The following is a 2495-nucleotide window of genomic DNA, read 5'->3' on the forward strand; positions in this document are numbered from 1 at the left end:
CCGAGTATGAGGGCCACAGCTTCATCAAGGGCGGCACGGGCATCAAGGAGGCAACAAACGGGTGGCTCGATGTGTTTTGCGGCGGGAAGAACGAGATCATCCTCGGGAACGTGAACAGCTGGGTGGTGGGGCTTCGCGTCTGGTTCACGGTCGGGGGGCTGACGGATGCGGTATTCGGCGGCAAGTTCGAGACCCAGATCCCGGAGATCCTGAATTTCAGGAACTTCCACGTGAACGTCACCCCGGGCAACTGGAAGACCTATGCCAGCATGACTGTTGCCCGCGCGAGCAAGCAGCGCTTCGCCGGCGAGGCAACGAGGATAGAAGGTCAGGTAAACCACGCCGTCGGACAGCGCATGCAGAACACGGCTGCGAGGATCGGGACTCTCGCACAGAGGACAGAGACCATAGCGAACAGCGTCGAGACGACGGCGACGAGAACGGAGACAAACGCCCAGAGGATCAACGCGGTGGCGACAAAAATGGAGAACACCATCGGGGGCCTGCGCACCGTCGGCAACGAGACCAGGGTCGCGGGGACGAAGATAACGAACGCCGGCATCGGGGTCAACAACGCCGGAGAGACGTTGAGGACCGCAGGCGCGCAGATCAGGGACGCCGGGGTCGCTACCGAGGAGGCCCTGCAAATTATACAGGTTTGATATGAAAGTCATCAAGGAATCGGAACACTCTCTTCTTCTCAACTATTTCGGCCTCGGCGACAGGTATTACCTTGCCGTGACGGTGATGACCTTCTTCGCCTTCATGGACCCGTCAAACCCCCTGAAGGAGCAGGAGATGTGGCCCTTCGTCCAGGGGGAGCTCGGCAAGGACGCCATCCTCGACATGGCCATGCCGAAACCGAAGGGGGAGACGCTTGTCTGGGGCAGGTGCTTCGCACCCAACGGCAAACCCCGGGGTGCGTCCCGGGTGACCGTCAGGATCGGCCCCATGGAGAAGACCCTCTACGTGTTCGGCAACCGCTACTGGAAAAAGGCGGCGGGGGTGGGGTTCGCGATAAGCGACCCCGAGCCTTTTATCGAGATGCCCGTCACATACGACAGGGCCTTCGGCGGCAATGGTTTTGACCGGAACCCCGTCGGCAGGGGTGTTGCGCCTGTCATTGCGGCGTCGGGAGCCGAGGTGCATCCGCTCCCCAATATCGAAGACCCGGGCCGCCTTGTGGGTTCGATCTCGGACCGGCCGGACCCGGCGGGTTTCGGACCCCTCGACTACACCTGGCCCCAGAGGGCAAAGAAGCTCGGCACTTATGACAACAAGTGGTTTCAGGAGCGCTGGCCCTTCTACCCCGACGACATGAACTGGACCTATTTCAATGCCGCTCCCGAAGACCAGCAGATGGATGAATTCTTCCGGGGAACGGAGACCTTCGTCGTTACCGGCATGCACCCGAAAAGGCCCGTCATCGAGTCGCGTCTTCCGGCATTGCGCCACCGTCTCTTCGTCAACCAGCTTTCCGACGTGAACAAACCCGACGGCGAGACGGTCTTCAAGGAAGTGCTCACCCATATCGACACAGTCTGGCTTTTCCCCCACGCCGAGAGGGGCATTGCGATCTGGCGGGGCACCGCCGAGGTCAAGGACGATGAGGCCCTCGACATCCCGCATCTCTACATCGCCACGGAGACACTGGAGCAGCAGCCCGTCGCCATCGCGGACTACTACGAGCAGTTCAAGAGGCGCATCGACCGGGCCGTTCCCGTCGACATGGCCCCCCAGATGGAAGAGGCGAAGAAGAAGCTGACGGGCGTCGCCGATATGCTGAAGGACCTGCCACTTAAGGTGAACGACACCATCGCACAGGGCCTCGGCAAGGCCCCGAGATCGGTCAAAACACCCGCCGAGATCGCTATCCAGTCCATGGCCATCATCGACAGCCAGAAGAAGCTCCTTGCCGAAGGCGAAAAGCAGGTGCGCGACGCGAAGGCCCTGTACGGGCACATGATGAAGATCGATACGGAAGGTTTCACGACGGCGGTGAAAAGCCTCGACGAAGCGAAGGCAAAGCTTGCGAAGATACCGGGCACGGTGGAGCAGATCAAGAAGACCAACGCCGGGAACCTCGCGAAGATGAAGGATCAGTTCAAAAAGACCCTCGACACCCTGAAACTCTCTGGACTGCAGAAGGAGGACATCGATGTCGATGCCATGTTCGCGGCCTGCGAGGAACAGCCGGGTAACCCCTGGCACGAATCGGGGATGCGCTTTGTCGAGGAATGCCGCGAGAGGCTCGAAGGGGATCCCGGGATGATCGCCGCTCTGCGCGGCCTCGGCTTGAGGCCCTATACCCTCAGGAGGTCCTGGGCAGGGATCAACACGGAAGAGGTCCGCCTCGAAAGGGGCATGTGGGGCCTCAAACCGGTGGACAAGGACGGCGAGCCAGGCGCCCTTGTCATCCCGCCGGGGCTCATTATCCCCCGTTTCAACGGTGCCGCCCTCGAGACGATCGCCGTCCGGCCGGTCTTCGATACCGC

Annotated in this window: 2 protein-coding genes; both read left to right on the forward strand. The window is 61.4% G+C overall.

All coding sequences use genetic code 11. From position 1 onward, the window contains the following. A partial coding sequence (locus tag GXX82_09715) for a hypothetical protein (protein ID NLT23312.1) occupies nt 1-662 on the forward strand: 662 nt, incomplete at its 5' end. Nucleotide 663: 1 nt separating this feature from the next. Further along, nucleotides 664-2495 (forward strand): DUF2169 domain-containing protein (locus GXX82_09720; protein NLT23313.1); only part of this gene is annotated, 1832 nt, incomplete at its 3' end.

It is taken from the genome of Syntrophorhabdus sp., from assembly GCA_012719415.1.
Lineage (GTDB): Bacteria > Desulfobacterota > Syntrophorhabdia > Syntrophorhabdales > Syntrophorhabdaceae > Delta-02.